The 25,739-nt window shown below is 33.7% G+C and carries 19 protein-coding genes; 12 read left to right on the top strand and 7 right to left on the bottom strand.

What is annotated here, in order from left to right:
• Positions 1-12: 12 nt before the first annotated feature.
• Entirely contained in the window at positions 13-1,401 is a 1,389-nt protein-coding gene (gene lpdA / locus EZM65_RS01400) for a dihydrolipoyl dehydrogenase (RefSeq protein ID WP_136666733.1), read from the bottom strand.
• A gap of 246 nt (positions 1,402-1,647) precedes the next feature.
• On the opposite strand from lpdA, the gene EZM65_RS01405 reads away from it, so the two are divergent.
• The 6 genes from EZM65_RS01405 to EZM65_RS01430 all read left to right on the top strand — a co-directional run bounded on the left by EZM65_RS01405 (position 1,648) and on the right by EZM65_RS01430 (position 13,618).
• Positions 1,648-2,862 (top strand): RsmB/NOP family class I SAM-dependent RNA methyltransferase, encoded by a 1,215-nt coding sequence (locus tag EZM65_RS01405; protein ID WP_136666734.1) that lies wholly within the window; start codon positions 1,648-1,650, stop codon positions 2,860-2,862.
• Positions 2,863-2,883: 21 nt separating this feature from the next.
• Positions 2,884-4,002, top strand: a complete 1,119-nt coding sequence (locus EZM65_RS01410; protein WP_169051608.1) for an endonuclease — start codon at positions 2,884-2,886, stop codon at positions 4,000-4,002.
• 139 nt (positions 4,003-4,141) lie between these two features.
• Positions 4,142-6,685, top strand: coding sequence for an endonuclease (locus tag EZM65_RS15825; protein WP_136666735.1), 2,544 nt, complete (start codon positions 4,142-4,144; stop codon positions 6,683-6,685).
• 83 nt (positions 6,686-6,768) lie between these two features.
• Positions 6,769-8,121, top strand: coding sequence for an endonuclease (locus EZM65_RS01420; RefSeq protein WP_136666736.1), 1,353 nt, complete (start codon positions 6,769-6,771; stop codon positions 8,119-8,121).
• Between the two features lie 72 nt (positions 8,122-8,193).
• Positions 8,194-11,907: a phosphoribosylformylglycinamidine synthase gene (purL, locus tag EZM65_RS01425; RefSeq protein ID WP_136666737.1), complete on the top strand. Its 3,714-nt coding sequence runs from the start codon at positions 8,194-8,196 to the stop codon at positions 11,905-11,907.
• Between the two features lie 292 nt (positions 11,908-12,199).
• Positions 12,200-13,618 carry a pyridoxal-dependent decarboxylase gene (locus tag EZM65_RS01430; RefSeq protein WP_136666738.1) on the top strand — a complete coding sequence of 473 codons (1,419 nt, stop codon included), beginning with the start codon at positions 12,200-12,202 and terminating at the stop codon, positions 13,616-13,618.
• Between the two features lie 571 nt (positions 13,619-14,189).
• Here EZM65_RS01430 and EZM65_RS01435 read toward each other — a convergent pair.
• Complete coding sequence (locus tag EZM65_RS01435) at positions 14,190-14,891, bottom strand: LytTR family DNA-binding domain-containing protein (protein ID WP_136666739.1); 702 nt, start codon at positions 14,889-14,891, stop codon at positions 14,190-14,192.
• A gap of 10 nt (positions 14,892-14,901) precedes the next feature.
• Positions 14,902-15,618, bottom strand: coding sequence for a sensor histidine kinase (locus EZM65_RS01440; RefSeq protein WP_169051609.1), 717 nt, complete (start codon positions 15,616-15,618; stop codon positions 14,902-14,904).
• A 560-nt stretch (positions 15,619-16,178) separates the two neighbouring features.
• Between EZM65_RS01440 and EZM65_RS01445 the strand changes: the two genes are divergently transcribed.
• From EZM65_RS01445 to EZM65_RS01460, 4 genes are all read left to right on the top strand, one after another.
• Positions 16,179-17,252 carry a hypothetical protein gene (locus EZM65_RS01445; RefSeq protein ID WP_136666741.1) on the top strand — a complete coding sequence of 358 codons (1,074 nt, stop codon included), beginning with the start codon at positions 16,179-16,181 and terminating at the stop codon, positions 17,250-17,252.
• 33 nt (positions 17,253-17,285) lie between these two features.
• On the top strand, positions 17,286-18,260 hold the full coding sequence (locus EZM65_RS01450; RefSeq protein WP_136666742.1) for a serine hydrolase: 975 nt from the start codon (positions 17,286-17,288) through the stop codon (positions 18,258-18,260).
• 245 nt (positions 18,261-18,505) lie between these two features.
• Positions 18,506-19,078: a YdeI family protein gene (locus tag EZM65_RS01455; RefSeq protein ID WP_136666743.1), complete on the top strand. Its 573-nt coding sequence runs from the start codon at positions 18,506-18,508 to the stop codon at positions 19,076-19,078.
• 29 nt (positions 19,079-19,107) lie between these two features.
• Positions 19,108-20,169 carry a hypothetical protein gene (locus tag EZM65_RS01460; RefSeq protein ID WP_136666744.1) on the top strand — a complete coding sequence of 354 codons (1,062 nt, stop codon included), beginning with the start codon at positions 19,108-19,110 and terminating at the stop codon, positions 20,167-20,169.
• Between the two features lie 74 nt (positions 20,170-20,243).
• Here EZM65_RS01460 and yajC read toward each other — a convergent pair whose 3' ends face one another.
• The 4 genes from yajC to EZM65_RS01480 form a co-directional block, all read right to left on the bottom strand.
• Positions 20,244-20,507 (bottom strand): preprotein translocase subunit YajC, encoded by a 264-nt coding sequence (yajC, locus tag EZM65_RS01465; RefSeq protein ID WP_136666745.1) that lies wholly within the window; start codon positions 20,505-20,507, stop codon positions 20,244-20,246.
• Between the two features lie 14 nt (positions 20,508-20,521).
• Complete coding sequence (locus tag EZM65_RS01470; RefSeq protein WP_136666746.1) at positions 20,522-21,052, bottom strand: DUF1573 domain-containing protein; 531 nt, start codon at positions 21,050-21,052, stop codon at positions 20,522-20,524.
• Positions 21,053-21,063: 11 nt separating this feature from the next.
• Entirely contained in the window at positions 21,064-21,972 is a 909-nt protein-coding gene (gene nusB, locus EZM65_RS01475; protein WP_136667148.1) for a transcription antitermination factor NusB, read from the bottom strand.
• A gap of 217 nt (positions 21,973-22,189) precedes the next feature.
• Positions 22,190-23,293, bottom strand: coding sequence for a Glu/Leu/Phe/Val dehydrogenase (locus EZM65_RS01480; RefSeq protein WP_136666747.1), 1,104 nt, complete (start codon positions 23,291-23,293; stop codon positions 22,190-22,192).
• Positions 23,294-23,491: 198 nt separating this feature from the next.
• On the opposite strand from EZM65_RS01480, the gene EZM65_RS01485 reads away from it, so the two are divergent.
• Together EZM65_RS01485 and EZM65_RS01490 are read left to right on the top strand one after the other, a co-directional pair.
• A complete protein-coding gene (locus EZM65_RS01485; RefSeq protein WP_136666748.1) occupies positions 23,492-25,252 on the top strand; it encodes an ABC transporter ATP-binding protein in 1,761 nt (586 codons plus the stop codon).
• A gap of 71 nt (positions 25,253-25,323) precedes the next feature.
• Positions 25,324-25,695 carry a PUR family DNA/RNA-binding protein gene (locus EZM65_RS01490; RefSeq protein WP_169051625.1) on the top strand — a complete coding sequence of 124 codons (372 nt, stop codon included), beginning with the start codon at positions 25,324-25,326 and terminating at the stop codon, positions 25,693-25,695.
• The last annotated feature ends 44 nt before the right edge of the window (positions 25,696-25,739 follow it).

Here is a 25,739-nt window from a genome sequence, read left to right on the forward strand (position 1 = left end):
TAAAATAATTTATTATAAATGAATCACTTCACCATAAGCATCAGCAACAGCTTCCATTACTGCTTCACTCATTGTAGGGTGCGGGTGAACCGCCTTTAAGATTTCATGACCTGTAGTTTCCAGTTTACGGGCTACAACTGCTTCAGCAATCATGTCAGTAACGCCAGCACCAATCATGTGGCAACCTAACCATTCTCCGTATTTCGCATCAAAAATAACTTTTACGAAACCATCCGGAGTTCCGGCAGCTTTTGCTTTACCAGAAGCTGAGAACGGGAATTTACCAATTTTCAATTCGTATCCTTTTTCTTTAGCCGCTTTTTCAGTTAAACCTACAGAAGCTATTTCAGGAGTAGCATACGTACAACCTGGAATGTTTCCATAATCTAATGGTTCAACATGCAAACCAGCAATTTTCTCCACACATAAAATTCCTTCAGCAGAAGCAACGTGTGCTAAGGCCTGTCCCGGAGTAACGTCACCAATAGCGTAGTAACCCGGAACGTTAGTTTGGTAATATGCGTTTACAAGGATTTTATCTCTGTCTGTTGCAATACCTGTTTCTTCTAAACCAATATTTTCAATATTTGTTTTAATACCAACTGCAGAAAGTACAATATCAGCCTCAAGGATTTCTTCTCCTTTAGCCGTTTTAACAGTAGCCTTCACTCCTGCTCCGCTTGTATCCACTTTTTCAACAGATGCGTTAGTCATCACATTGATACCTGCTTTCTTTAAAGAACGCTCAAATTGTTTGGAAATATCTTCATCTTCAACCGGTACTACATTTGGCATAAACTCAACTATAGTAACTTCTGTACCCATTGAATTATAAAAATGTGCAAATTCAACACCGATAGCACCAGAACCAACTACAATCATTTTCTTAGGTTGTTCAGGTAATACCATAGCCTGACGGTAACCAATTACCTTTTTACCATCCTGCGGTAAATTAGGTAATTCTCTTGAACGTGCTCCCGTTGCAATGATAATATGATCAGCCGAATATTCAGTTACTTTACCATCAGTGGCAGTAACATCTACTTTTTTACCCGGTTTTACTTTTCCGAAACCGTCAATAACATCAATTTTATTCTTTTTCATTAAGAACTGAACTCCTTTGCTCATTCCTTCAGCAACACCTCTTGAACGTGCAATTACAGCTCCAAAATCCTTATCAACATTATCCACTTTCAAACCATAATCTGAAGCGTGTTTTAGGTAATCAAAAACCTGAGCTGATTTCAGTAAAGCTTTCGTAGGAATACAACCCCAGTTCAAGCAAATACCACCCAAATTTTCTTTTTCAATAACGGCTACTTTAAAGCCTAACTGTGATGCTCTGATTGCAGTTACATAACCACCAGGCCCACTTCCTAAAACAATAATATCGTATTTCATAACGTAAAATTTTCTAAATTTCAGAGCACGAAAATACATAATAAATATAGAGTACTCAAATATTCTGATAATTATTTGGACGTTACCCATCAGGTAAAGCGTATAAACTGCATCCTACTTTAATTCATTTTTAAGTGCAAATACTATCTTACTAATTCTATTTCTAGTCATAATCCAAAAAACTTTTAACTTCTAACTCTTAACTTCTAACTTTATATTATCTTTGCACGCTCAAAAATAACAATCATGCGATTACATAGAAATTTGGTTTACACTACAATAGATTCTTTAAATGCAATTTTTAACGAAGGAGAATATGCTGATAAAGTAGTAGCACGTGCCTTGAAAAAAGACAAACGTTGGGGAAGTGCCGATAGAAAATTTGTTGCTGAAACCATCTATGAGATTGTACGCTGGAAACGATTGTACGCAGAAATTGCAGAAGTTAAAGAGCCTTTTAACCGTGATAACCTATGGAGAATGTTTGCTGTATGGGCTGTTTTAAGAGGATATCCTATTCCGGATTGGACACAATTACAGGGAACACCCGAACGAAAAATCAAGGGTCGTTTTGATGAGTTGTCAAAAAACAGATCCATCAAAGAATCTATTCCTGACTGGATGGATGCTTTAGGCGTAAAAGAATTAGGTGAAAAAGTTTGGAATAAAGAAATAAAAGCGCAAAACGAGCAGGCAAAAGTTATTTTGCGTGTTAATACTTTAAAAATTTCTCCCGATAAATTACGCGCCCGTTTAATGGACGCCAATATCGAAACTGAATATATCAAAAACCAACCACAGGCATTAGTATTGAAAGAACGTGCCAATGTATTTCTTACCCAGGAATTCAAAGATGGTTTATTTGAAGTACAGGATGCTTCATCACAGTTGGTTGCTCCATTATTGGATGTTAAACCCGGAATGCGTGTAGTAGATACCTGCGCAGGTGCCGGAGGAAAAACATTGCATTTGGCTTCTATCATGGAAAATAAAGGTCAATTAATCGCTTTGGATTTATATGAAAGCAAACTAAACCAATTAAAACTCCGTGCTCGCCGTAATGGGGTACATAATATTGAAACCCGTGTGATTGAAGGATCAAAAACGATAAAGAAACTTCATGAAAAAGCAGACAGAGTTTTAATTGATGCTCCATGCAGCGGTTTAGGTGTTTTAAAACGTAATCCGGACAGCAAGTGGAAACTGCAGCCTGAATTCATTGAGAACATCAAAAAAATTCAGGCAGAAGTTCTGGAAAATTATTCAAAAATTGTAAAACCGGGAGGTAAACTAGTATACGCCACATGCTCGGTCTTACCTTCTGAAAATCAGGAACAAATACAACGTTTTTTAACTACAGAAAACGGAAAAAACTTTACCTTTGTAGAAGACCACAAAATCCTAGCTCACGAATCAGGATTTGACGGATTTTACATGGCTTTGTTAGAAAGAAAGTCTTGATAACCTTAATCTCCCTTATCTATGAAAAAAATTTACTTGTCACTTATTTTAACCTCTTCCTTTTTAGGATTAGCTCAAAATGGTTCTCCAGCAACTCCATATTATGATGGTTTTGATTGGAATTTAAGAGGAATGAATTTGAAAAATGAACTAGCTAATAAAATTACTAGCACACATACTAAAATCCTAACTTATGCACAAGCTGAAAATGCTATTAAAATAGTTGATTTAGATCCAAATGATGCGACAAATACAAATGTATTATTAGTTTATGGATTTAATAATACTGATGTATGTGTATATATAAGCGAATCTAATTTTGGGACTTCGACTACCTATAAAGATCATAGAAGAAGACATAAAGAAGCTGATGTTTCTTCAGGTCCTCAATGTGCTTGGAATAGAGAACATGTTTATGCACAAAGTCTTGGCGACCCGGATTTAGGACAAGTTGGTGCAGGAGCCGACGTTCACCACCTTAGAGCATCTGATGTAGATAGAAACGCAGACAGAGGAAGTGAAAAATTTATAGATGGAACCGGAAACTCGACAAGTATTGTAAATAACGTATCTTGGTATCCCGGAGATGAGTGGAAAGGAGATGTTGCAAGAATGATGATGTACTTATATTTGAGATACCCAACACAATGCAAACCTATAAATGTTGGTTTTGGCAATTCAATTACAATTGATCCTGATATGATTGATCTTTTTTTAAAATGGAATGCTGAAGATCCTGTTTCACAATATGAGGATAACAGAAATACATATTTAGGGAATAGTTCCAATGCTTATGGACAAGGAAACAGAAATCCGTTCATAGACAACCCATACCTAGCAACTCTTATTTGGGGAGGTACTACTGCTCAAAATAGATGGTCTTTCTTATCGAATGAAGATTTCGAATTAGAAGCAAACAGTACAATATCACCCAACCCATCTAATGGGAACTTTAATATCGACTTCAAAGAATTTGGTAATTATAAAGTTGAAATTTTCTCAACATTAGGGCAAAAAGTTTATTCAGCACAGGAAAATAGTAAAAAACATATAAAAATAAACAATATCCAAAAAGGAATTTACCTTTTAAAGATTTCGAAGGATTCGCAATCAATTGTTGAAAAAATTGTTATTAATTAAATCAAAAGTGGCTTTTCGGCCACTTTTTTTATTATTATTTAGCAGCATCATTTTATTTAACAATTTGATAATATTACAAATTAAAATCAGAAAACAGCTAGCAATACATTTGCTAAACAAAAAACAAAAATCCCAACCAATGAAAACAAAATTTACTCTTTTTGCACTTTTATGTGCATTAACAGGGCTTGCACAGGCTCCTGCAGGGTATTACAGCACTGCAACCGGCACTGGTTATACCCTAAAAACACAATTATATAATATCATAAAAGGACATACTGACAGAGGGTACTCCGGTTTATGGACTACCTACTCTACTTCAGACCGTGACAATCAATATGAAAATGATAATTCGATTATTGACGTTTACTCTGAAAACCCAACAGGAACTGACCCTTACAAATTCACATACAGCACCAGTCAATGCGGCACATATTCAGTTGAAGGTGATTGCTACAACAGAGAACACATGATTCCACAATCTGTGTTTAATTCGGTTGCACCAATGGTTTCTGACGCTCATTTTATTCCTCCTACTGACGGAAAAGTAAACGGTATGCGTAGTAATTATCCACACGGTAATGTAGCCACTGCATCCTGGACTTCAAAAAACGGCGGTAAACTGGGAAGCAGTGCAGTTTCGGGATATTCGGGAACAGTTTTTGAGCCAATCAATGAGTTTAAAGGTGATATCGCCCGTATGTATTTTTATTTTGCAACACGATATGAAAATACAGTAGCCGGATATCCATACGATATGTTCAATGGCACAAGCAATCAGGTTTTCACAACAGCTTTCAGAGATATGCTATTAGCCTGGCATGCTGCTGACCCGGTAAGTGCACGTGAAGTTGCCCGCAACAATGCTATTTATGCACGTCAGGGAAACAGAAATCCGTTTATTGACAATCCCAGCTATGTAAATATGATTTGGGGTGGCGGTACAGCAGATACAACTGCACCAACAGTTCCTGCAAATTTAGCCTCTGCAAACATCACATCAACAAGTTTTACATTATCTTGGTCAGCTGCCACTGACAATGTAGGTGTTACAGGATATGATGTATATCAAGGTGGTGTTTTAAAAACATCTGTAACGGCAACTTCTGCATCTATAACAGGTTTAACTGCTTCAACAGCTTATTCATTTACAGTGAAAGCAAAAGATGCAGCCGGAAATACTTCTGCATCAAGTACAGCTTTAAACGTAACTACAAGTGCAGCAACAGCGACTTATTGTGCTTCAAAAGGCGGCAGTGTAGCTGACGAATATATTGGAAGAGTTCAATTGGGAACCATTAACAATTCTTCAACCGGAAACAACGGTTATACTGATTTCACCGGTATTTCAACCAATCTAACCAAAGGTGGATCTTCAACAATAACTATCACACCAACTTGGACTGGCTCTGCTTATCCTGAAGGTATTGCAGTTTGGATTGACTATAATAATGATAAAGATTTTGACGACTCCGGTGAATTGATTTACAGCAGAGTGGCTTCAACGGCAACACCGGCAAGCGGAAACTTTACAGTTCCAACAACAGCAATTAGCGGAAGTACAAGAATGAGAGTTTCAATGAAATACAATGGTGTTCCAACTACCTGTGAATCGTTCCAGTATGGTGAAGTGGAAGATTATACTGTAAACCTAACCACAACAACTGCCGACACTACTGCTCCAACAGTTCCAACAGGCTTAACAGCTTCAAATGTAACTTCAACCGGTGTAACAGTTTCATGGACAGCTTCTACAGATAATATAGGGATTGCCGGCTATGATGTATACCAGAATGGTGTTTTAAAAACATCTGTTACAGGCACGTCTGCTTCAATTATTGGATTAACAGCTTCAACTGCTTATTCATTTACTGTAAAAGCTAAAGATGCTGCTGGAAATATTTCTGCATCAAGTACTGCTTTAAATGTTACTACTTCAGCTTCTGCATCAACAATCACTGAATTGTATTTTTCAGAATATTTGGAAGGATCTTCAAACAATAAAGCATTAGAGATAACAAATAGCACTGGTGCTTCAATTAATTTATCTGCTTACACTATAAAAAAACAGACTAATGGTGCCGGTTCATGGAGTACAGGCTTAACTTTATCAGGAACTCTTGCCAATAATGGAAAATTTGTACTGGTGAACAGCTCAATTTCATCAGCCTGTTATTCAACAGCTACAGCTAATCTTTCAACTGCAGCTACTGAGTTAGCTTTTAATGGGAATGATGCTGTTGGTTTATTCAAAAACGGCACTTTAATTGATCTTATAGGAACATTTAATGGCGGTACTGCTGACTTTGCTATCGATCAGACTTTACGCAGAAAAACAACAGTAACAGTTCCCAGAACATCTTTCAACAAAACTACCGACTGGGATATATATACTACTGATACTTGCTCAGGTTTAGGAAACCGAATAGCTTCTTCAAACACTGCTTTAGCTGCAAACATCAGGATGTACCCTAATCCATCTAACGGAAACTTTGAAATTTCTTTTGAAGATTTAACTCAAAAATATTCCGTAGAAGTATATTCAATTTTAGGACAAAAAGTATATGAAATCAAAAACATAATTTCCGGTTCTGTTTCTGTAAACAACTTAAATAAAGGTATTTATTTAGTAAAAGTAAATCAAAACGACAACAGCATGGTAAAACAGGTTATTGTAGAATAATTTACCGTAAATCATAAAAATCATTGAAGCAGTCCAAAAATGGACTGCTTTTTGTTTAAATTTAGATTATCTAATCAGACTAAATGAACAAGCTATTTTTATTACTACTAAGTTGTACATTCTTTGCGCAGGTACCAAAAAATTATTACAGTACTGCAACAGGAAACGGTTACCAGCTTAAAACGCAGTTGCATAAAATAATCAGCAATCATAAAGATTTAGGTTATGGTGGCTTGTGGCAGACCTATAAAACAGCAGATGTTGATGATTTTTATGAGAAAGACAATTCTGTTTTAGACATTTATTCAGAGAATCCTAAAGGAAAAGATCTCTACACTTTTAAGATGGGGTCAAGCCAATGCGGTATTTACTCTTCTGAAGGTGACTGTTATAATCGGGAGCATATTATTCCGCAATCTGTTTTTAATTCGGCTTCACCTATGGTGTCCGATGCGCATTTCATACCGCCTACCGATGGAAAAGTAAACGGCATGCGCAGCAATTATCCTCATGGAAATGTTGCTTCGGTTAAATGGACTTCAGAAAACGGAGGCAAATTAGGAACAAGTAATGTAAATGGTTACAAAGGAACCGTTTTTGAACCCATTGATGAATTTAAAGGCGATATTGCCCGTATGTATTTTTATTTTGCAACACGATATGAAGACAAAGTAACTCATTTTAACTACGATATGTTCAACGGAAACAGTAATCAGGTTTTTACCGACGCTTTTAGAAACATGCTTCTCCAATGGCACAAACTTGATCCTGTAAATGAAAGAGAAATTAAACGAAACAATGCTATTCAAAAACGTCAGGGAAACCGCAATCCTTTTATTGACCATCCTGAATTCGTGGAGCAAATCTGGGGTAAATCATCATTAATTAAAACTGCTGCGAATAAAAAAACAGCAATCGTGAAAACAGAAAAAAAAGTTTTATCAAAAAATAAAAAAAATCCAGCTGCTGTTTCTTCAAGCAATATTGCAGCAGGAAATTTATATTTTTCAGCATATATTGAAGGTTCAAAAAACAATAAAGCTTTAATCATCACCAATGGAACCACAAAATCAATCAACTTGAATGATTACAGTATTAAAAAGCAAACCAATGGAAAAGGAAATTGGTCTGACGGATTAAGAATAAGAGGAAAATTAGCCCCAAAACAAAGTCTGACATTAGTATATTCTTCATCCAAGCTGAATTGTACCAATTCGAACATCTTAAGATTAAACTCCACGGAATTGGCTTTTAACGGAAATGACCCTCTTGGCTTGTTTTTTAACACAACCTTAATTGACTGTTTAGGGGATTTTAATGACGCTAAAACTTTTTCTGAAAACCAGACGTTGAAAAGAAAGAAAACCAACAATATCCCGAGTGCCGATTTTAATAAAACCGACTGGGAAATTCTGCCGATAGATTCTTGTCAATAATTTTTAAAAAAGGGTTTCCTATTTTAAATAGGAAATAGTAAATTTGCACAGCAAACACAACAACACAATATAATGATTCATTTTTTTGGTAATTCAACCAACACTGTTTTTGCGGTACAGGCGCAAAATGAACTTTCGACTGAAGACATTAATAAATTAAACTGGCTTTTTGGCAACGCACATAAAATAGAGAAATCCGCACTGTCGGATTTTTTTGTTGGTCCCCGTGCCGCAATGGTAACTCCCTGGAGTACCAATGCTGTCGAAATTACTCAAAACATGGGCATTACCGGTATTATCCGCATTGAGGAATTCGAGAAAGTACCAGCTGATTTTTCTGATTTTGACCCAATGTTATCTCAAAAATATTCGGAATTAAATCAGGAAATCTATACAATTAATATTCAACCTGAACCGATTTTAGACATTGAAGACATTGAAGCCTATAACCAACAGGAAGGTTTGGCTTTAAGTCCGGAAGAAGTTGAATATTTAAATAATTTATCCGTAAAAATTGGAAGAAAATTAACAGATTCAGAAGTTTTTGCATTCTCGCAAGCCAATTCAGAACACTGCCGACACAAAATTTTCAACGGAACTTTTGTAATAGACGGAGAAGAACAACCTACTTCCCTGTTCAAATTAATCAAGAAAACATCAGAAACACATCCTAACGATATTGTTTCGGCGTATAAAGACAACGTAGCGTTTGTAAAAGGACCAAAAGCGGTTCAATTTGCACCCAAAAGTGCTGACAAACCTGATTTCTATCAAGAAAAAGAATTTGAGTCAGTTTTATCATTAAAAGCCGAAACCCACAACTTCCCAACTACTGTTGAGCCTTTCAATGGAGCTGCAACAGGTTCAGGAGGTGAAATCCGTGACCGTTTGGCAGGTGGACAAGGTTCTTTGCCATTAGCTGGAACTGCAGTTTATATGACATCATATTCCCGCTTAGCTTTCGACTCCGCTCAAGGTACAGAACGTCCTTGGGAAAAAGGAATGGAGGAAAGAAAATGGTTGTACCAAACTCCAATGGATATTTTAATCAAGGCTTCCAATGGAGCTTCAGATTTTGGAAATAAATTTGGACAGCCACTTATCACAGGTTCTATTTTAACTTTCGAACATAATGAAGCTTCGGGTTCCTCAACTTCCGATTCAAGAAAATTAGGATACGACAAAGTAATCATGCAGGCAGGCGGTATTGGCTATGCCAAATTAGACCAGGCTAAAAAACAAGAACCAAAAGAAGGTGATAAAATCGTAATCTTAGGTGGTGAAAATTATAGAATCGGTATGGGAGGAGCTGCAGTTTCTTCTGCTGATACCGGTGCTTTCGGTTCTGGAATTGAATTGAATGCAATCCAGCGTTCAAACCCTGAAATGCAAAAACGTGCCGCTAATGCTATCCGTGGCTTAGTGGAAAGCGACAACAACCCAATTGTATCTATTCACGATCATGGTGCCGGCGGACATTTAAACTGTTTATCAGAATTGGTTGAAGCAACAGGTGGTCATATCGATTTGGATAAATTACCGGTTGGTGACCCTACCCTATCTGCAAAAGAAATAATTGGTAACGAATCACAGGAAAGAATGGGATTGGTTATTGGTGAAAAAGATATCGATACATTACAAAGAATTGCTGACAGAGAACGTTCTCCAATGTACACTGTGGGTGATGTAACAAGCGATCACAGATTTACATTTGAATCGAAAACTACGGGTGCCAAACCAATGGATTATGCTTTAGAAGATTTCTTTGGAAGTTCTCCTAAAACAATCATGAACGATAAAAAAGTAAATCGTACGTATTCAAATCCGGATTATTCAGTTGCTGATATACCAAATTACTTAAATCAGGTAGTACAACTGGAAGCTGTAGCATGTAAAGACTGGTTAACCAACAAAGTGGATCGTTGTGTAGGCGGGCGCGTAGCAAAACAACAATGCGCCGGTCCATTACAATTACCGTTAAACAATGTGGGTGTAATGGCATTAGACTTTAAAGGGAAAGAAGGAATTGCGACATCAATTGGTCATTCACCAATAGCGGCATTAGTTGATCCAGTCGCTGGTTCTAGAAATTCTATCGGTGAAGCGTTATCTAACCTTGTTTGGGCTCCATTAAAAGACGGATTGCAATCGGTTTCTTTATCAGCAAACTGGATGTGGCCATGTAAAAATGAGGGTGAAGATGCACGTTTGTACGAAGCGGTTAAAGGATGTTCTGATTTTGCAATCGATTTAGGAATCAATATCCCAACAGGAAAGGATTCACTTTCAATGAAACAAAAATATCCAAATGACGAAGTAATTGCACCGGGTACGGTTATTATTTCGGCTATTGGAAACTGTTCAAACATCACTAAAGTAGTAGAACCTGTTCTAAAAAGAAACGGCGGAAATATTTACTACATTAACTTATCTCAGGATACTTTCAAATTAGGAGGAAGTTCTTTCTATCAGGTTTTAAACAAAGTCGGTTCTGAAGTACCTACCATTAAAGATGCTGTTTTCTTCAAAAAAGCTTTTAATGCGGTTCAAAATCTGATTAAAGAACGGAAAATCAATGCCGGACACGATGTAGGAAGCGGCGGTTTGATTACAACTTTATTGGAAATGTGTTTTGCTGATGTTAATCTGGGAGCTAAATTTGATTTATCTGTTTTAGGTGAAACCGATTCAGTTAAAGCGTTATTTAATGAAAATATAGGTATCGTTTTCCAGTCAAATGAAAGCGAGCAGGATATTGACTTAGCATTTGCAAAACGAAATGTGAAAGTATTCAAAATTGGTGAAGTTACTGAAGGAGATACTGTTTCCATTAAAAACGGAAATGACAGTTTCAATTTCTCAGTATCAGAAGTTAGAGATATCTGGTATAAAACATCATATTTATTAGATACAAAACAATCTAAAAACGGTACGGCTGAAGCACGTTATGCAAACTACAAAAACCAGCCATTGGAATATACTTTCCCGGTGAACTTCGAAGGATTAAAACCGGAAGTTCCTGCAGGTGTACGTCCAAAAGCCGCTATCATCCGTGAAAAAGGAAGTAATTCTGAAAGAGAAATGGCTAATGCCATGTATTTAGCTGGATTTAATGTAAAAGATGTTCACATGACCGATTTAATTTCGGGCCGTGAGACATTGGAAGACATTCAGTTTATTGGAGCAGTGGGTGGTTTCTCAAATTCTGATGTATTAGGATCAGCTAAAGGCTGGGCCGGTGCTTTCCTTTACAACGAAAAAGCAAATACAGCATTAAAGAACTTCTTCAACAGAGAGGATACTTTATCAGTTGGTATCTGTAACGGATGTCAGTTGTTCATGGAATTAGAATTAATCAATCCTGAACACGAAGTACATGGTAAAATGCTTCATAACGAAAGTCGTAAACACGAAAGTATCTTTACTTCAGTGAAGGTTCAGAAAAACAATTCGGTGATGCTTTCTTCATTAGAAGGATTGACTTTAGGAGTTTGGGTTTCTCACGGAGAAGGTAAATTCAACTTACCATATGCTGAAGACCAATACAATATTGTGGGTAAATACGGTTATGAAGGTTATCCGAATAACCCTAACGGTTCCGATTTTAACACGGCTATGATGTGTGATAAAACCGGACGTCACTTGGTAACCATGCCGCACATTGAGCGCTCTGTTTTCCCTTGGCACTGGGCTTACTATCCGGAACGCGGCCAAAAAGACGAAGTAACGCCTTGGCTGGAAGCCTTTGTGAATGCCAGAAAATGGATTGACAATAAAAATAAATAATTGATAAAGCGGTCGTAAGGCCGCTTTTTTGTTTTTGGATTTGTCTTTTATACCTGACCGGTTTTAAAAACATGTCAGGTATAAAACATCCCAAGCCATCATTACTACCAACAAAAAACTATTGAAAACAAGCCTTTGTGAATAAACATAAATGAATTTAAGTATAATTATTAAAACTATTTCTTAGTCACTTTTTTATGATAATATTTTTACTTTTGAAATATACAAAGCAATACAAAACTTTTCAGCTGCTTATTCGTAAACCAAAGGAAAACAAACAACTAAAAGCAATATGAACCAGGAATTAAAAAACGATTTACTGCATATAGACGATTTATTGGAAGCTGTAAAACTTCAAGGTCTTGATTTTTTAGACAAACTTCCTAACAGACCTACTACTTCAAAACAAATCAATATTTCACAAGAAAATTTAAATACACAAGGTATAGGCGGGCTAAATGCTCTACAGTCTTTCAATGAAAAACTAGAAAAAATAATCAACAGCTCTACTGGTCCAAGATACTGGGGTTTTGTTACTGGTGGTGCAACTCCAGCCTCTATTATGGGTGATTGGTTAGCTGGTATCTATGATCAAAATACACAGGCGTCTAGTGGACAAGGTGATTTATCCGCGATTATTGAACTGGAGACCATCAATTTACTTTTAGATCTTTTTAATCTTCCCAAGTATTTTTTAGGCGGATTTGTTAGTGGAGCCACAATGTCCAACTTTACCTGCTTAGCTGTTGCGAGACAGTGGTTTGGAAAACAATTCGGTTTCGATTTTGCAAAAGAAGGAGTCACAAAAAAAATAAAGATTCTTGCAGCGACACCTCATTCTTCAACTATAAAATCACTTTCGATGTTAGGGATAGGAAGCAATACAATTGAAAAATTAAAAATAATGCGGGGAAACCGGGAAAGTATTGATATTGACTATTTAAAACAAAAGATCACCGAATTAAATGGTGAACCTTTTATCCTTGTAACCAGTGGAGGAACAGTAAACACTGTCGATTTTGACGATTTTGAAGCCATTGCAAAACTTAAAAACGAACATAATTTCTGGTGGCATATCGATGCCGCATTTGGTGCTTTTGCTGCCTGTTCACCTAAATACCAGCATTTACTAAAAGGCTGGGAACATGCCGACAGTATTACTGTTGATTGCCACAAATGGTTGAATGTTCCTTATGAAAATGCATTTTTTCTCGTAAAGGAAGAACACAAAATGCTGCAAACCGAAACATTCCAAAATTCAAATGCTCCTTATTTAGGAAACCCTCTGGATAATTTTAGTTACCTGAATTTCCTGCCTGAAAATTCCAGACGCTTAAAAGCATTACCGGTATGGTTTTCCTTAAAAGCTTATGGAAAGAAAGGCTACCGCGAGATTGTTGAAAATGCTGTTGAAACCGCAAACTATTTTGGTCTATTTATAGAAAACAGCGAACATTTTGAATTATTGGCTCCGGTGAGATTGAATACAGTCTGTTTTACTTTGACAGGAGAAGAAAATCAAAGTAAAGTAAATGATTTTCTGACAGGTTTAAATGATACGGGCAAAGTTTTCATGACCCCCACAGTCTATAATGAAAAAAAAGGAATAAGGGCAGCTTTTGTAAATTGGCGTACAACAAAACTGGATATTGATATAGCAATAGAAGAAATGACAAAGTTAATTGTAAAGAAGCACATCAATACTAACTAATTGTTTATCAAATAATTTAATAAATTTTCACATATATTTTTGTGTATTTTTTTCTTGTAAAAATAATGAACTTAAGAACTTCAATTAAAGAATTGCAAAAATTTATACTTCTCATATCTAAACTCTTAACAAACACCGCACGGAAATAACCAAATGATAAACTGTTATTTTATCTGGCAAAGCAAAACTCGTTTATCAAAAACCCAAAGACGATTTTACATATGGCGAATTGGAATATAAAAGCTTTAAATACAACCTGAAAAAGTTCGATGATTAAATGATCAAATCCTAATCATTTAATCACTTAAGAAACTTAAGTTTTTTCTTTTCTCATAGGATTAGTGTTTGTAGTTGAAGATTCAAAAAATGAAACATGGAAGATAATAAATAACTATAAAAATTTATCTGAAGTTTCTTGGGCGAAATTCAATTAGGTGAATAAAACCAGTAAGGAAAATACTTTGAAAAAAACAGCAATTATTTTACCTTGTCAAATAAAATCTTTGCCTTATATTTTTGCTTTTCAGCTAGGGTTAGAGATTTATAAAACAAAGTTTTATTTTTTATTCAATCACAAAATTGATTTTTCCAAATAATCTAACCAAAACTCTTTGTAACTACTCCCAATAGGTATTTCAATTTGATTAATTTCAACTTCCTGTTTTGTGTATGCTGTTAGTTTTTTAAAATGAATAATAAAAGAACGATGAAGTCTGACAAAATCTTCTGTTAATAATTTTTCAAAAGCAGTAATGTTGAATTTCAAATGATGGGATATTCCGTTTTCAAGATGAATTGTAATGTAATCTTTTATACTTTCAATATACAGAACTTCATCAAAAACAATTTTTATTTTTTTATTTCCGCTAGGCACAAAAATATGGTCTTTAACCATAGGCTTTTCTACTGTTTTTATGCTTTGCAGACTTTTGAATTTCTCAATAGAAGTAAAAAAACGATCTAATGAAATTGGTTTCAACAAGTAATCTATAACATTAAGTTCATAACCTTCAATTGCATATTCTCGATAAGCAGTTGTAAAGATTACGCTAGGCTTACTTTTCAGTTTTTTCAAAAAATCAGTTCCTTTTAGCAAAGGCATTTCAATATCCAGAAAAATCAAATCAACTCTGCTTTCCTCTAAAAAAGCATACGCTTTGATTGCATTCTCAAACGATGCTATCAGCTCAAAATTTTCAAAATGGGATAAATGAGACGCTATTAATTCTCTTGCTAAAGGTTCGTCATCAATAATTATACAACTATATTTCATTTGAGAATTTTTAGACGGTTAAAGTCAGCTTCACATTAAATCTTTGTTCATCTTCTTCTATCAATAAAAGATGCTTTTCAGGATACAATAATTCTAATTGTTTCCGGATATTTTTAATCCCTATCCCATAGGAATTCATTGGCTTAGTCAATTCATTTTGAGGCTTCGTATTTTCAACGGTAAAAAGAATTTGATTATTTTGATTTTGCAGGTTAATCTTAATCTGAGCTTTTTTGGTTTCATTAACAACACTATGCTTAAAAGCATTTTCAATAAGAGTCAATAATATCAAAGGGGTAATCTTAGTCGTATTATCAACGTTGTGTAAAAATGAAATTTCCAATCTGTTCTCATCATATCGCAATTTTTCTAAAGAAATATAATTCTGCAATAAATTAATTTCTTTTTCTATACTCACAAAATGGTCATTGCAACGATATAACACAAAATCCAATATTTCAGATAATTTTGAAATCATTTCTGGCGCTTTATCATCCTTTTTGAGCGTTAATGCATATAAATTATTTAAAGTATTAAATAAAAAATGAGGGTTTAATTGGTTTTTTAAAACTTTCAATTCCATTGTTTTTTTTTCTTCTTCAATTTTTGAAAGTTTTTGCTGTTTTTTGGAAAAACTTATAAACCCCATAATAATAGCCGGGTATGTGATAAAAGAAAATTCACCAAATATCAAATTAAGCGATGTTAATCTTTCTTTAATTGACATTTTGTGGCCTGGCCATTGATCAAAAAAACCAGAAAATTTGGGCTCTAAATAATAAAACTTCAATACCATTAAAAAAGTAAAAACAAAATAAAGCCAGCACAATGAAGAGAAACCAAAAGAAACGTATCTTTTCTTATTAAGTGTTCTTGGTACAATAAAATAGAGCAAACCATATGCAAAAACGGCCTGAACTAAAATTTTCCAACAATACACAAATACAAACGAGTAATAGCTTATAAAATCAGGTTTATTCGAAGCATAAAAAAACAAAAAACCTATCCAGAATAAACAATGACTTATTATTCTTATTGTCGCATTATTCTTTGTTAAAATCATAAAAACACTTTAGAGGTTGCAAGTTAACAAATAATGGATACGTAGTTCCTGTGTGATTCTGAATAATGTTCTTCTGCATCTGAAAAGGCAATTTCAGCACATATAAAAGTCAATCTCATAAAATTCATTCTTTATATGCTTAAAAAGCCTCTTCGTACGCTTATAAAGAAACATTAAGACCCATTTCTTAATCTTGCATAACAATCCTAATCATCTTATAAATTATGAAGTCTATTATCAGAAACAATTTCATTAGCCTATTTACAATCATCTCACTAAATTCTCTCGCACAGGAAATAAAATTTAATGACACTTCCAAATTAATTAAACCTACTCTCTTTGCCGATTTAGGTGAAACATGTACTACGCCTGATGCCATGGCATTAGATAAAAAAGGAAATCTATATTTATCCGTTTTAAATCCAACTTCTTTTGATAAAAATGGAGCTAAAATTTTAACTTTTGATAAAAATGACAAACCTGCCATTTGGTTTGACAAATTACCTCTACATCCTATTTCTAAAAGAGTCCATCCAATGGGAATTGATTTTGGACCCGATGGCAACTTATACGTAATGGACAACCAATGCTTTACAAACCAACTAAATGCATCAAGAATAATAAGAGTAAACATAAGAAATGGTAAACCTATAGGTACAGATGTCTTAGTCGAAGGATTAAATTTTGCCGAAGCCATACGCTGGAAAAACAATAGAGCTTATATTACTGATGCTTTAACAGATGCAACTGGAAGAAAAAGTGCCATCTATTCCTTCGAATTATCTGAAATGAATAAGGCTAAAATCGTTCTAACATCTGAAAATAAAACCAATTACTTGATTAGTGAATTTACCCTAAAACCTGAAGTAACAAAAAAATCTATTGGCATTGATGGTATTGCATTTGATAAAAAAGGAGATTTATATGCTGGAAATTTTGGTGATGGTGTAATTACAAAATTTGAATTTAACAATAATGGGACTGTGAAGTCTAAAAAGGTAATCTTTGACTCCGATAAATTAAAATGTTGTGATGGTTTCTTTTATGACAAAAAACGGAATTCGATTTTTATAGCTAACTACGACGATAATAGTGTTTACCAATTCAACTTAACCACAAATACCATTACGTTGATCTGGAAAAATGATAATAACAATGGCAGTGACGGACAATTAGACAACCCTTGCGAAACCATTATATATAAAGGAAATTTGATCGTTGTTAATTATGACACTTTTCTGGGTGATAAAAACACCGAGATTGACAACTTTCATACCATCTCAAAATTCAAACTTTAAATCTATTAGACACTTTTAAAAAACTTAAAAAAAATGAAAAAAATATTGCTTTTAACTGCTCTCTTATGTACTATCAATTTAACATTTTCACAAGTTGACAAAGCCGATATGCTAATAAAAAACTTGATGCAGAAAAACAGAATTACCGGGTTACAACTAGCCGTTGTAAAAAACAATACGATTGTTAAAACGAGTAATTATGGATTAGCAAACTTACAGGATTCAATTGCAGTAGACAACAAGACCGTTTTTAGCATTAATTCAATTACCAAATCATTTACAGGTGTAGCTATTATGCAATTAGTAGAAAATGGTAAATTAAATCTAGAAGATCCTATATCGAAACATTTAGATAGCCTGCCAACTACATGGCAAAACATCACCATAAAGCAAATTGCAACTCATACATCTGGAATTCCCGATATTTGGGATTCCCAAGGAAATATTTTGTCTGAAAACAGTGAAGCCTTATTAAAAAAAATAAAAGAATTACCAGTGGCTTTCAAACCAGGAGAAGAATTAAGATACAATCAAACCAATTTCCTGTTACTTGGGATGATTATTGAAAAAGTAAGCAAAAAATCGTTTGAAAACTTCATTAAAGAAAACCAATTTGAAAAGGCTGGAATGAAAAACTCAATAAAAGCAGGATTTGGGGATTTCTACAATATAATTAACCATACTGCAAGACCTTATTCATATTTTAGAAATGGTGTTCTAAACAATGTATATCAACCCATGCCTTCAATTTTATATCCAGCTGGCGGAATTTATTCCACTGCGACTGAAATAGCTCAATGGGTAATTGCATTGCAAAGTCATAAGCTGATTAATGCGGAAAGTCTTAAAATGCTTTTGAAACCAATAGAATTAAATAATGGAAAAGTATATGAAACGAACGATTTTCTAAATATAAGTTCGATTGGTTTTTCTATAGCTTCAAGAGAAAAAAAAAACAGTAATTGCTTCGCTGGGTGGTGCCAGAAATGCTTTGTACATTTATCCTAAAGATACTATTTCAATAGTAGTTTTGACAAATTTAATGGGTTCTCATCCACAAGATTTTATAGAAGAAATTGCAAAGTTATATTTAGATAGATAACAATAGCTCTTTAAAGTATAAGATATATTAAATATGCACTTTTAAATTGCATGTATGAATTTGTGTATTTATTATATTTGTAAATATCAGTTATGCAATTCATAAACTGAAAGTATACTGATAGAATTTTAAAACTAAAATGTTTGTATGAATGGACAAACCTTCTAAAACCTGGCAGCAAAACGATTTATGGGAAAAAGAAATTGACCAATTAAAATCAATTATAAATAAAACACCATTGGTTGAAACAACTAAATGGGGAGGAATTGTTTATACTTACAACAATAAAAACGTTTTGGGAATTGGAGGTTTCAAATCCTATTTTGGAATTTGGTTTTTTAATGGCGTGTTTTTAAAAGATGATTTAAACGTATTAGTCAGCGGAAATGAAACTACAAAAGCTCAACGTCAATGGCGATTCAATTCGGCAGAAGAAATCAATGAGAAAAAAATACTGGAATATATAAACGAAGCCATTGAGCTTGAAAAACAAGGCAAAGTACATAAAGCTGAAAAATCACCTTTAGTGATGTCGGATTTCTTCAAAGATTTTTTGATAAACGAACACTTAGAGACTGTTTTCGAAAATTTTACTTTGACTAAGAAAAAAGAATTTGTAGAATATATTGATACTGCCAAGCAGGAAAAAACAAAACTCGCCAGGCTAGAAAAAATTAAACCAATGATAGTAGAAGGCATTGGTTTAAATGATAAATACAGATAACAAGCTTAATCAAACTAACCAAACTAAAAATGAAAAACTTATTTTTATCAGCATTATTCATGTTGAGTAATTTCTTATTTTCTCAAAAACAAAACGAAAACAAAATACCAAAAGGAAGCTATAGTCAAGGTTCTACATCTGGAATTTATATATTTGAAGACAATACCTTTGCATTGTATGGTTATGCCACATTAGTCTTTGGAGAGTATAAAATTCAAAACAATTCAATTGATTTTATTCCATTTAAACCAGAACAACCATTCACTATTTTGGGCAGAGAAAATAAATCAGTCAAAAAAGGTATCAAACTTACTTTTGAAAGTTCATTTATCGAATATGATTCGATTTTTGTAAAATTTGACAAAAAAAATCCAATAAATTTACTGGAATCCAACATTGAAAAAGGCAAACCATATTACATAACAAATCTTGATTACAAACCAAGCCTTATAACTCTTATTCAAAACAAGGAGAACAGTGAAAACAACAACGATAGTAACACATACTCTTTTAACATCAACCCTAATTACAATGACTTTTTATTATTTTACAATGTTTCAAAAAGAGAAAGCGAACCTTTTTCAGGAAAAATCATGTCTAAAAACAAACAAACAGTCTTAGTTTGTGATTGGGGAAATTTTAAAAAAGAAAATAAAGAAGAAGCTGAAATGCTGACATTTTTAAATCAATACAAGAAGGAATACCAAAAAAGTAAAACTCAAAATGAATTTCATTTTAATGACCGTTTGAAAAAAGCAACAGGATATAATCATTTATCAGAAAGAGAAAACATTTTTTCAATCGACAATTACATTTTGGATGCAAGTTCCAACAAATATATTCGTAAAGACATTTATAAAAAGCAAAAAAAATATCTAAACGAAAAAGTAACAGATTATCATGATGAAAGTATTATTTTAAAATACGATAAGATTAATCCGTCCCTTAAAAATTTTACTGATTTAAATAAAATTACAAAAGGAAAAAATGAGTTTCTATTTAAATCTTATAAAGATGAGAATAAAGATAAAAAGAAAGAGGAAATTAAATCTGAGAAAATTTATCTTTCAAAACCATTGGAACAGGATTAAATAAATTACAACTGAGGTTAATACAAATAAAATATGGGGCTTTAAGCCCCATATTTTATTCCCTGAATGAAAATTTATTTTTTATTCAAAGCATTGCTTAAATCCAAAGAAATAGCCGAGCGTTCCATTTTAATTTTACCTGCCATTGTTTCAACAATTACAGTAGTTTCAGCTATTTCTGCTACTTTACCGTGAATACCGCTTTTTGTTACGATTTTGTCACCAACTTTCAGCGATGCTTCAAATGCTTTTTCTTTTTTAATTTTACGTTGCTGCGGTAGTATTAAGAATACGAACATTACAACAAACATCAATAAATAAGGCAAAAATTGTGTCATTATGTTTTAAAATATTAGTGTTTATGATCTCCGTGATTTTCTCCTGCCGGCATAGGTACAGTTGCACCATCTGTTAAGATATTAGCTTTAAAGGCCAATACTTCATGACCGTTTTCAGTATTGGTAAGCAAAGCAATCGATTTTGATTGTGGTCCGGATTTTCCTTTAGAATCAAAAATGATTTTAATCTCACCTGATTCACCTTTTTTAACTGCTGTTTTTGTCCATTCCGGCGCTGTACAGCCACATGAAGGACGGACTTCCATTACAAACAAATCGTTTTTACCTGTATTAGTGAATTTGAAGATATGCTCTACTTTATCACCTTGCTTGATATTCCCAAAATCAAATTCGGTTTCAGTGAATTTGATTATAGGATATTCCTCAGGTTTTAATTTTTTCTTCATGCTTTCATCCTGCATGGACAATTGACCTTGTGCAACTACCATATTATTTGCATCAACCTGCTGCGGTGCAAATTCATCTTTGTTTTTACATGATGCTAAAGCTAAAACTGCAATAAAAGCAATACTGTACTTTTTCATTCGTATAAATTTTACATTAAGCCACGGCCTGTTTTTTTCAACTTGCCGTTTGTGTTAAACTCTTTTACCAGATTATCTAAAATTCCGTTGATAAATATAGAACTTTTTGGAGTAGAATACTCTTTTGCTAATTCTAAATATTCGTTAATTGTTACTTTAACCGGAATTGAAGGGAATTTTAAAAGCTCACAAATAGCCATTTTTAAAATAATGGAATCCAACTCGGCAATACGGTCTGCCTCCCAGTTTGGTGTCTTTTCAGCATATTCCTTAGCTAGAACCGCTTCATTCAAAACTGTTCTTCTAAACAATTGCGACACAAACTCCTTATCTTCAACATCGTTGTATAATTTTGGTACAAAAAACAGATCCTCATCAGATTTAAAGGCTTTAAGCTGCTTTAGAATTAAAGTATTCACAAGAGGAATATCATCAATCCACGTAAGTTTATGATCTTCAAGATATTCGTAAAGCTTGATGCTTGGTGCTATAATTTCGGTGAAAATATCAACAACCAAATCCTTGTCTTCTTCAAATTCATTAACACGGCCGCTCATGTATTTTTGATACAAAGCACTTTCCTTGATTTCTTTCAATAAAATACTGATATACTCATCATCAACGTTCCAGTTATTAATCTTTCTGTTGGCAAGTGCCACAGATAATGAGTTGCTTTCGTCAAGAATACGAAGCACTTTATTGTTTATAAACTTGAGATTAGGATTTTTTTCTTCTTTAGTAGCTAAATGTTTCTTACTTGATATATCCAAAAACTCTTCTTCTTTTTTTCTGATTTCCACTAAAGTAGAGATCATAATAAGATACAAATCTTGTACGTTATCGATACTTTGAAATAAGAACTTTTCTTCCTTTTCAATATTATCTGAATGATTTTGATGCATTGAGTACAATGTCTGCATCACTTTAAGCCGGATATGTCTTCTGTTTAACACCTTTGTAAGAACTTTTTAAAATTAATGAAGCGAAAGAAATTCTTTCGCTTCACAAAAATACAATTTTATTTTAAAGATTATCAGACATCTTGGAATTCTTAAAAATTTTAGAGTCCGATTTCCTTATAATCTATATTAGTCTGACTTGTCTGACAATCCAAGCCTGTCTAAAAATCAATTTTTATTACTTAGCCAATTCTTTCTTTCTCAAATCGATACGGTTCTGAGCAATTTTGAAAGCAGCTTCGTGAGTTGTAATATTATTAGCTTCTGCATAATCGAAAATTTCTAATGTAGTGTTATAGATATTTTCTGTTCTGCGCATTGCTTCATCTTTACCGTAATGAGCAATTTCACCATATACGTTAATAATACCACCAGCATTAATTAAGAAATCAGGAGCATATAAAATACCTCTGTCTTTCAACATCTGTCCGTGACGAACTTCGTTAGCCAATTGGTTATTAGCCGCACCGGCAATTACTTGTGCTTTTAATTTAGCAATAGTTTCGTCATTAACAGTAGCTCCTAAAGCACAAGGTGCATAGATATCAACATCAGCTGTGTATAAATCATCGCCCTGGAAGATTTTCGCACCGTATTTGTTTCCTATTTCCTGTAAACGAGCTTCGTTAATATCCGAAATAATAACTTTAGCACCTTCACCTGTTAAGTAATCTACTAAAGTTTCACCTACGTGACCAATTCCTTGTACTAAAACTCTTTTTCCAGCTAAATTATCTGTACCAAATTTATATTTAGCAGCAGCTTTCATACCCATGTAAACACCATAAGCTGTTACAGGCGATGGATTTCCTGAACCACCTATAGCTTCAGAAATACCTGTTACGTGTGCTGTATGCTTACGGATTAAGTCCATATCAGCTGTTGTAGTTCCTACATCTTCTGCAGTAATGTAACGGCCGCTTAACGAATCTACATATTCACCAAATTTAGCAATCATTTCAGGAGTCTTGTCAATTTTAGAATCTCCAATAATTACCGCTTTACCCCCACCTAAATTCAATCCTGAGATAGCCGACTTAAATGTCATTCCGCGCGAAAGGCGCAATACATCATTTAATGCTTCCCATTCGTTAGTGTATTTCCACATTCTAGTACCTCCTAATGCAGGTCCTAATACTGTGTTATGGATACCAATAATTGCTTTTAATCCAGTATCTTTGTCTTGACAAAAAACAATTTGTTCGTGATTATCAAAAGAAACTTGACCAAAAACAGGGTCAACTTTATGAAGTTCACTAGCTTTAACAGATTCAGTAATCATAATGAATGTTTTTTTAAATAGTTTGGTTTACTTTTTAAAACCGGTGCAAAATTACGGTTTTCTATCAAAAGTTTGCAATATTAAGACAAAAAATCGTACGGTGTTACAAAATATATAATTTTATTTTCAATAATTTTAATAAGATTTACCAATATATTTTTAATAAATATTCAACAAATTAGTTATTTTTATAAATAAATGAAAGAACTTAAGCATATCAATCATTATTTCCTCAAGTATAAATACCATTTTTTTGGAGGAATTTTAATAACCATAATCGCACAAATTTTTTCACTTTACACCCCGGAATTAATCGGAGATTCGATTACTGCTATTGAAAAGTATTTCAAATCGGGTAAAATAAACCCTGAATTAATAAAAAAAGAATTACTTGAAAATATTTTACTGATTTTAGGCACTACTATTATTGCCGGCATACTTACTTTTTTGATGCGTCAAACATTAATTGTAATGTCACGTCATGTAGAATTCGACATGAAAAATGATATTTTCAGAAAGTATGAAGAACTTACTCAGAATTTCTACAAGAAAAACCGCACCGGTGATTTAATGAACCGTATAAGTGAGGATGTCGGACGTGTGCGAATGTATGTTGGCCCGGCTGTCATGTACACTATAAATACCATAATCCGGTTTGCAGTCGTGATATTTTACATGATCAAGGTATCCCCTAAACTAACATTAATAGTATTGCTTCCTTTACCTCTGTTGGCATATTTTATTTTCAAACTAAGCACAGAAATCAATAAAAAAAGTACCATTTTTCAGCAAAACCTATCAAAACTGACATCTTTTGCACAGGAATTCTTTTCGGGAATAAGAGTTATAAAAGCATACACAATAGAAAACGTCAAAGAAGATGAGTTTAAAGAATTATCAGATCAAAGCTATTCGAAAAGTGTCGATTTAGCCAAAACACAGGCTCTTTTTGGACCGCTTATGTTGTTATTGATTGGTATCAGTAATTTATTGGTAATTTCAATTGGATGTTACATGTATATAAACGGCAGTTTAGCCGATATAGGTATCATAGCAAAATTCATACTTTATATCAACATGCTTGTTTGGCCTGTAGCTTCAATAGGCTGGGTTTCATCATTGGTTCAGGAGGCCGAAGCTTCTCAAAAACGTATTAATGAATTTTTGAAAATTGATCCTGAAATAAAGAACAATAACGCAAAACCAATAAAAATTGAAGGAGAAATAACTTTTCACAATGTCTCATTAGTTTATGACGATACAAACATCAAAGCCCTTGACAATGTAAGTTTTGAAGTCCCAAAAGGAGAAACATTGGCTATTATAGGAAGTACAGGCTCCGGCAAATCCACCATTTTATCATTAATCAGCAGATTATACGATCCAACCGAAGGATATATATTGCTGGACGGTCATAATTTAACCGATTTAAATCTTGAAAATATCCGCGACGCCATTGGTGTAGTACCACAGGATGCCTTTCTTTTTTCTGATACTATTAACAACAATATCAAATTTGGAAAAGAAGATGCTAATCAGGATGAAGTTATATTTTCAGCCAAAAATGCTGCGGTACATCAAAATATAATTGATTTTAAGGATCAATACGAAACTGTTTTAGGCGAAAGAGGAATCACACTGTCTGGAGGTCAGAAACAACGTGTATCTATTGCGCGTGCTTTTATAAAAAGACCACAGATTTTACTTTTGGATGATTGCCTGTCAGCTGTCGATACCGAAACAGAAGAAGAAATTTTAACCAATTTAGATAAAATCTCCCACGGAAAAACAACGATTATTGTAAGTCACAGAGCTTCTTCTGCAAAAAATGCAGACAAAATCATCATACTTGACAACGGAAAAATTATCCAGCAAGGCACTCATAATCAACTAGTAAACCAAGAAGGCTATTACAAAGAGTTATATTTAAAACAAATTGCTGAAAAAGAATTACTTTAATTGTTTGGCTGGATTAATTTTTTTTTCCAAATTTGAACATCGCAACACAAAATAAATTTGATAGAATGAGAATGAACGAAAACGAAATGTTAGAAAAAGAGGAAATATTCTCTAAAGTATTACGTGCAGGAAGAAGAACCTATTTCTTTGATGTACGTTCTACAAAAGCGGATGATTATTACATCACTATTACAGAAAGTAAAAAATTCACTGAAGAAGATGGTTCATTCCATTTCAAAAAGCATAAAATTTACCTATACAAGGAAGATTTTTCCGCTTTCAGAGAAATATTAGACGAAATGACCGATTTTGTTTTGCAGCAAAAAGGTGAGGAAGTGATATCAGAACGTCATCAGAAAGATTTCAAAAAAGAATATCAAAACGACAGAGATGCAGAAGAACCACGCAACAGCTTCACTGATATCGATTTTGATGACATTTAATAAGATAGCAAAAACATACAAAAAGCCTAAAATCAAATGATTTT

This window comes from Flavobacterium sp. H122 (assembly GCF_004959765.1).
Taxonomy (GTDB): Bacteria; Bacteroidota; Bacteroidia; order Flavobacteriales; family Flavobacteriaceae; genus Flavobacterium.

Coding starts and splice junctions, on each gene's coding strand:
- lpdA (WP_136666733.1), bottom strand. CDS start 1,401: ATGAAATACGATATTATTGTTTTAGGAAGTGGGCCTGGTGGTTATGTA.
- EZM65_RS01405 (WP_136666734.1), top strand. CDS start 1,648: ATGCGATTACATAGAAATTTGGTTTACACTACAATAGATTCTTTAAAT.
- EZM65_RS01410 (WP_169051608.1), top strand. CDS start 2,884: ATGAAAAAAATTTACTTGTCACTTATTTTAACCTCTTCCTTTTTAGGA.
- EZM65_RS15825 (WP_136666735.1), top strand. CDS start 4,142: ATGAAAACAAAATTTACTCTTTTTGCACTTTTATGTGCATTAACAGGG.
- EZM65_RS01420 (WP_136666736.1), top strand. CDS start 6,769: ATGAACAAGCTATTTTTATTACTACTAAGTTGTACATTCTTTGCGCAG.
- purL (WP_136666737.1), top strand. CDS start 8,194: ATGATTCATTTTTTTGGTAATTCAACCAACACTGTTTTTGCGGTACAG.
- EZM65_RS01430 (WP_136666738.1), top strand. CDS start 12,200: ATGAACCAGGAATTAAAAAACGATTTACTGCATATAGACGATTTATTG.
- EZM65_RS01435 (WP_136666739.1), bottom strand. CDS start 14,891: ATGAAATATAGTTGTATAATTATTGATGACGAACCTTTAGCAAGAGAA.
- EZM65_RS01440 (WP_169051609.1), bottom strand. CDS start 15,618: ATGTCAATTAAAGAAAGATTAACATCGCTTAATTTGATATTTGGTGAA.
- EZM65_RS01445 (WP_136666741.1), top strand. CDS start 16,179: ATGAAGTCTATTATCAGAAACAATTTCATTAGCCTATTTACAATCATC.
- EZM65_RS01450 (WP_136666742.1), top strand. CDS start 17,286: ATGAAAAAAATATTGCTTTTAACTGCTCTCTTATGTACTATCAATTTA.
- EZM65_RS01455 (WP_136666743.1), top strand. CDS start 18,506: ATGGACAAACCTTCTAAAACCTGGCAGCAAAACGATTTATGGGAAAAA.
- EZM65_RS01460 (WP_136666744.1), top strand. CDS start 19,108: ATGAAAAACTTATTTTTATCAGCATTATTCATGTTGAGTAATTTCTTA.
- yajC (WP_136666745.1), bottom strand. CDS start 20,507: ATGACACAATTTTTGCCTTATTTATTGATGTTTGTTGTAATGTTCGTA.
- EZM65_RS01470 (WP_136666746.1), bottom strand. CDS start 21,052: ATGAAAAAGTACAGTATTGCTTTTATTGCAGTTTTAGCTTTAGCATCA.
- nusB (WP_136667148.1), bottom strand. CDS start 21,972: ATGCAGACATTGTACTCAATGCATCAAAATCATTCAGATAATATTGAA.
- EZM65_RS01480 (WP_136666747.1), bottom strand. CDS start 23,293: ATGATTACTGAATCTGTTAAAGCTAGTGAACTTCATAAAGTTGACCCT.
- EZM65_RS01485 (WP_136666748.1), top strand. CDS start 23,492: ATGAAAGAACTTAAGCATATCAATCATTATTTCCTCAAGTATAAATAC.
- EZM65_RS01490 (WP_169051625.1), top strand. CDS start 25,324: ATGAACGAAAACGAAATGTTAGAAAAAGAGGAAATATTCTCTAAAGTA.